Below are 5051 nucleotides of genomic sequence, written 5' to 3'. Positions count from 1 at the left end.
CGGTTCGCCGCCCCGCCGCGCCCCAGATGCCAGGCGTGCGTGATCGCGAGCGCCAGCGCGTCTGCGGCGTCGGCGGGTTTCGGCGGCGCCTGCAGCCGCAGCAGACGCGTCACCATGGTCGTCACCTGGGACTTGTCCGCGCTGCCGTAGCCGGTCACCTGCGCCTTCACCTCGTTCGGCGTGTACAGCGCGAGCGGGATCCCGCGCTGCTCGGCGAGGTACATCACCACACCGCTGATCTGAGCGACGCCCATGACGCTCGCCACGTTGTCCTGGGCGAAGACGCGCTCGAGGGCGATCGCGTCGGGGCGATCCCCCTCGAGCAGGCGCTCGATGCTCGACCCGATACGGTGGATCCGCTCGGGCTGCGCGGCCGTGCTCGGGCTCGTGAGCACCTCCACGTGCTCGAAGGCGACGGTGCGGCCGGGGCCCGCCGTCACCACGCCGATCCCGCACCGGGTGAGTCCGGGGTCGATGCCGAGTATCCGCATGGCCGCCGTGCCGTCTCGTCGGGCTCGGCTATCAGTCGTCGTTCGCGAGCTCGGCCTGCACCTCGGCGCTCAGGTCGAAGTTCGAGAAGACGTTCTGCACGTCGTCGCTGTCCTCGAGCGCGTCGATCAGCCGGAAGACCTTGCGCGCCGTGTCCGCGTCGATCTCGACCTTGAGGTTCGGCACGAACTCGGCCTCGGCCGAGTCGTAGTCGATCCCGGCATCGACGAGCGCCGTGCGCGCTGCGACGAGCTCCGAGGCGTCGGTGACGACCTCGAAGGCCTCCCCGTTCGGGGTCGGGGCGACCTCCTCGGCTCCCGCCTCGAGCACGGCGAGCAGCACGTCGTCTTCGCTGGTCCCCTCGGCCGGCACGGTGATGACGCCCTTGCGCGCGAAGTTGTAGGCGACGCTGCCGGGGTCGGCAAGGGTGCCCCCGTTCCGGCTGAGCGCGGTGCGCACCTCGGCCGCCGCGCGGTTCTTGTTGTCGGTGAGGCACTCGATCATGAGCGCGACGCCGTTCGGGCCGTAGCCTTCGTACATGATGGTCGAGTATTCGACCGCATCGCCCGAGATGCCGGCGCCGCGCTTGATGGCGCGATCGATGTTGTCGCCGGGGACCGAGTTCTTCTTCGCCTTGTGCACGGCGTCGGCCAGTGCCGGGTTTCCCTCGAGGTCGGGGCCGCCGATGCGCGCCGATACCTCGATCACCTTGATGTACTTCGCGAATGCCTTGGCCCGACGCGAGTCGATGATGGCCTTCTTGTGCTTGGTGGTCGCCCACTTGGAGTGTCCGGACACGGGAGCTCCTCTTTCTGCTGTCGAGTCGATGAAAGTCTATTCAGATGATCCCGCGGGCACGAGGGCCGCGCAGGGCCGCCGACGTCGCATCGTCGGCGTCGCAGGTTCCCGCGGCAGCCGCTCGCGGGAGGCGGATCATGGCCCGGGGTCCACCGGCCACGCGGCGGCGATCCGCTGCCTGACGTCGCCGAGCAGCTGCGGCAGGGACTTCGTCTTCGCGATGATCGGGAAGAAGTTCGAGTCGGCGGCCCAGCGCGGCACGATGTGCTGGTGCAGGTGGGCGGCGATCCCGGCGCCGGCGATCGCGCCCTGGTTCATACCGATGTTGAAGCCCTGGCAATCCATGGTCTCCCGCACCACGCGCATCGCGGTCTGCGTGAGCGCACCGATCTCGGCGACCTCGGCCGCATCGGCCTCGTCGTAGGTGCTGATGTGGCGGTACGGGCAGACGAGCAGGTGCCCGTTGTTGTACGGGTACAGGTTCAGCAGCACGTACGCGGATGCTCCGCGGTGCACGATCAGCGACTGCGCGTCGTCGAAGGACGGCGCGCGGCAGAACGGGCAGTCGTGCTCGTCGGGCTGGTGCGTGTCCGCGATGTAGACCATGCGGTGCGGCGCCCAGAGCCGCTGCATCTCGTCGGGCACTCCGACGAGACCGCTCTCCGCGAGCGATTCCGCCGGCACTCCTCCGGGCTGCTCGTTCAGGCCTGCCACGCCGTATCCACCTGCTCGCGGGTCTCGACCGCGCGGAGGATCCGCTCGACGGCCTCGTCGACGGGCACGCCGTTGAGCTGCGATCCGTCGCGGAACCGGAAGCTGACCGAGCCGGCGGCGCGATCCTCCTCGCCGGCGATCAGCTGGATCGGCACCTTGGCCTTCGTGTGCGTGCGGATCTTCTTCGGCATCCGATCATCGCCGTGATCGACCTCGGCGCGCACGCCCTGCCGGCGCAGCCGATCGACGATCCCGTCGAGGTACTCGCCGTACTGCTCGGCGACGGGGATCCCGACCACCTGCACGGGCGAGAGCCACACCGGGAAGGCGCCGGCGTAGTGCTCGAGCAGGATCGCGAAGAAGCGCTCGATCGAGCCGAAGAGCGCCCGGTGGATCATGATCGGGCGATGCTTCTCGCCGTCGGCGCCCGTGTACTCGAGGTCGAAGCGCTCCGGCAGGTTCGGGTCGACCTGCACGGTCGAGAGCTGCCAGGTCCGCCCGATCGCGTCACGGGTCTTGAGGTCGATCTTGGGTCCGTAGAAGGCGGCCTCCCCCGGCACCTCGACGAGCTTGAGCCCGCTCTTGACGGCGACGTTGCGGAGCGCGTCGGTGGCGTAGTCCCAGAACTCGTCGCTGCCGATCCACTTGTCCTTCTCGTCGTCGCGCATCGAGAGCTCGAGCTCGAAGTCCTCGAGCCCGAAGTCGCGCAGCATCGAGATGACGAACTCGAGCACCCTCGTGGCCTCGGACTCGAGCTGCTCCTGGGTGACGAACAGATGCGAGTCGTCCTGCGTGAAGCCGCGCACGCGGGTGAGCCCGTGCAGAGCGCCCGAGAGCTCGTTCCGGTACACCGTGCCGTTCTCGGCGAGGCGCATGGGCAGTTCGCGGTAGCTGCGTGCACGCTCCTTGTAGATCAGGATGTGCATGGGGCAGTTCATGGGCTTCAGGTAGTAGTCCTGGCCCTGCTTCGTGATGGTGCCGTCCGCGTCCCGCTCCTCATCCATGCGAATCGGGGGGAACATGCCCTCGCGGTAGGTCCGGAGGTGGTTCGAGGTGAGGAACAGGTCCTCCTTCGAGATGTGCGGGGTGTAGACGTAGGTGTAGCCGCCGGCGATGTGGCGGCGGCGGGCGTGCTGCTCGATCTCGCCGCGGATGATGCCGCCCTTGGGGTGCCAGACCGAGAGACCGGATCCGATCTCGTCCGGGAAGCTGAACAGGTCGAGCTCCTTGCCGAGCCGCCGGTGGTCCCGCTTCGCGGCCTCCTCGAGCCGCGTCTGGTACTCGCGCAGCTCGTCCTTGGTGGGCCAGGCCGTGCCGTAGATCCGCTGCAGCATTGGATTCTTCTCGCTGCCGCGCCAGTAGGCGCCGGCCGCGCGGGTCAGCGCCCATCCGTTTCCGATCATGCGCGTGTTCGGGAGGTGCGGTCCGCGGCAGAGGTCCTTCCAGCAGACCTCGCCGGTCTTCGGGTCGACGTTGTCGTAGATCGTCAGCTCGGAACCGCCGACCTCGACGTTCTCGTTGTCGCTGCCTCCCACGTCTCCGGAGTCGCCCGCGCCGCCCTTGAGACCGATCAGTTCGAGCTTGTAGGGCTCGGCCGCGAGTTCGGCGCGCGCCTCGTCGTCGGTCACGACCCGCCGCACGAAGCGCTGGCCCTGCTTCACGATCCGCTGCATCTCGGAGGAGATCGCCTTGAGGTCTTCGGGCGTGAAGGGCTGCGCCGGATCGAAGTCGTAGTAGAAGCCGTCGGTGATCGGCGGGCCGATGCCGAGTCGCGCCTCGGGGTTGATCCGCTGCACCGCCTGCGCGAGCACGTGGGCGGCGGAGTGACGCAGGATGTTCAGGCCGTCGGTGCTGTCGATCGTGATGGGCTCGACCGCGTCGGTCTCCGTGACCTCCGCCGCGAGATCCTTCAATTCACCGTTGACGCGAATGGCGACGACCGACCGATCGGAGAACAGGGAGAAGCCATCAGCCACCGGGGCACGCTCCATCTACTAGGGGACGAATCAGACCCGTCGATTCTATCGGGATCGGCGGCGCGCCGAACCGGCCGGCGGCACGGGGCTCGGCAACGGCGCTCGGGAGCGGTGCGCGGTGGAGGCCCCGAGTTGCACCGCGTCAGCGGATGTAGACGTCGAGGTGGTTCCCGACCGTGCCCCGGTCGTAGATCTTGCCCGGGTAGCCGAACGGTGTCTCGAAGACGGTGCCGAGGGGTGCTGACCCCGCGAGTACGATGTAGCCGTCGCGGTCGCTCACATAGCCGCCGGCGTTGACGTGGCGGCCGGGGATCTGCAGGCCGCCGCCGGGCAGCACTTGCTGGCTGTAGTAGGTGAAGCGGTAGCCGCCCCAGTTGACGACGCCGCTGAAGATGAACTGCTGCAGCGTGTACAGCGCCCCGGAGGGGGTGGAACCGCCGGATCCGCCCGATCCGCCTGCGGCATCGCCGGTCTCGACGACCGCGGACCGGTCGAGGAACAGCGCCTGCTCGGGCGCGAAGGCGGAGGTGAACTCCTGCGCGCCCGCCGCGTCGAACACGGCCGCGCGCTCATCGCCTGGGAGGGCGTTCGCCACCGAGAACGGCGCCATCGCGGCGGTGCCGAAGAACGCGAGGACCGCTGCTGCGGCGGAAGTGCGTACGCCGGAGCGCCGGAATGCACCGGCCCGGGGAGTCGCCGCGGAGGAAGTCACGATGCGACGATTCTACCGCGGGGGCGCCCGGCGCTCCCGGGTGCACCGGAAACGCTCAGGGAGATGACGGGGGTGGCGCAGGCGCTCTCGGCGAGAGCCCGGGCGCTCTCACGGCCTGGAGCCCTCGGGTGTACGCATGTACGCCCCCCATGTATCCGAGCACGTACGCACCCACGAGACTGTACGTGATCGTCCGCACTGCATCCCTTCGACCGACGATCTCGTACCGCCTCGACGATCCCGTACCGTTCTGCCCATCGGCCTCGGCGGGCCGAGGCCGCCGAACCGGGGTTACCGGCCAAAACGTGTGGATAGAACCCCGATCTAGCCGCATGATCACGCGGTAGAACAGACATTGTCAT

General features: G+C 68.7%; 5 protein-coding genes. All 5 read right to left on the bottom strand.

From position 1 onward, the window contains the following. A partial coding sequence (ruvC, locus tag ACFPZL_RS09850) for a crossover junction endodeoxyribonuclease RuvC (protein ID WP_382335254.1) occupies positions 1–491 on the bottom strand: 491 nt, incomplete at its 3' end. A 31-nt stretch (positions 492–522) separates the two neighbouring features. After that, the gene (locus tag ACFPZL_RS09845; RefSeq protein ID WP_218116410.1) at positions 523–1287 is read right to left on the bottom strand and encodes a YebC/PmpR family DNA-binding transcriptional regulator; all 765 of its coding nucleotides are present in this window, start codon (positions 1285–1287) and stop codon (positions 523–525) included. A gap of 135 nt (positions 1288–1422) precedes the next feature. Further along, positions 1423–1920: an HIT family protein gene (locus ACFPZL_RS09840; RefSeq protein WP_218116413.1), complete on the bottom strand. Its 498-nt coding sequence runs from the start codon at positions 1918–1920 to the stop codon at positions 1423–1425. A 68-nt stretch (positions 1921–1988) separates the two neighbouring features. After that, entirely contained in the window at positions 1989–3992 is a 2004-nt protein-coding gene (gene thrS, locus ACFPZL_RS09835; protein WP_218116411.1) for a threonine--tRNA ligase, read from the bottom strand. 127 nt (positions 3993–4119) lie between these two features. Next, entirely contained in the window at positions 4120–4689 is a 570-nt protein-coding gene (locus ACFPZL_RS09830; RefSeq protein WP_218116412.1) for a hypothetical protein, read from the bottom strand. Between the last annotated feature and the right edge of the window lie 362 nt (positions 4690–5051).

It is taken from the genome of Leucobacter soli (assembly GCF_042659205.1).
In the GTDB taxonomy this organism is placed as follows: Bacteria; Actinomycetota; Actinomycetes; order Actinomycetales; family Microbacteriaceae; genus Leucobacter; species Leucobacter soli.
The sequence above is the reverse complement of the archived record's forward strand: the minus strand, read 5'-3'. Positions and strand labels throughout refer to the sequence as shown.

Bases quoted from the DNA above. Each gene is read 5' to 3' on its own strand.
- ACFPZL_RS09840 (WP_218116413.1), bottom strand. From the start codon at position 1,920: ATGCAGCGGCTCTGGGCGCCGCACCGCATGGTCTACATCGCGGACACG.
- thrS (WP_218116411.1), bottom strand. From the start codon at position 3,992: ATGGAGCGTGCCCCGGTGGCTGATGGCTTCTCCCTGTTCTCCGATCGG.